1 pseudogene is annotated in these 642 nt (G+C 67.5%); it reads left to right on the forward strand.

What is annotated here, in order from left to right:
• Positions 1–248: 248 nt before the first annotated feature.
• Positions 249–642: pseudogene (locus B0F77_RS48540) on the forward strand (carboxylesterase family protein); the annotation flags it as partial.

A 642-nucleotide genomic window follows, 5' to 3' on the forward strand; every position in this document is an offset into this window, starting at 1 on the left:
ATCCAGTCCGGGCCGTGCGGGCTCACCCTGCCCAGCAGCACCGGCGAGTTCGTCGGTGTCTGGCAGACACGAACGGCCGTCGAGCAGCATGGCGTGGGCACGGTGGGCTGTGCCGATCTGGCGTGCCTGCGAGCACAGCCAGTGGACAAGCTTCTCGCGGTGCACGAGCAGTTCGCCTCCCCCGCCTACGACACGGCGGTGTTGCCGATCGATCCGGTCGTCGCGCAGAAGACCGGGNNCACGACGAGATGACGTTGTTCGCGCCGTTGTTCTGGCCGCAGCGTGTCCCGGAAGCGGCATACCGGGCGCAGCTGGCCGGGCTGTTCGGGGAGAACAACGCCGACCGCATCGCCGCGAGATACCCGGTCAACGGCAACGACGACGCCCGCGACGAGATCGCGGCAGTCCTGACCGACAGGTCCTGGGCGTGCCCGACCCAGCTCACCCGCACAGAGCTCGGACGGAACACACGGGTGTCGGGCTACGAGTTCGCCGACCAGGACATACCGATGATCTTCCCGTTGCCGCCGTTCCCGGACTACAAGGCCTACCACGGCTCCGAACTCATCATGCTGTTCGACCTCGGCGCCCAGCTCACCCCGCAGCAACGCAAGGTGTCGGACTACATGATCGCCGCGTGGG

Origin of the sequence: Lentzea kentuckyensis (assembly GCF_002150765.1) — a bacterium.
Classification (GTDB): Bacteria; Actinomycetota; Actinomycetes; order Mycobacteriales; family Pseudonocardiaceae; genus Lentzea; species Lentzea kentuckyensis.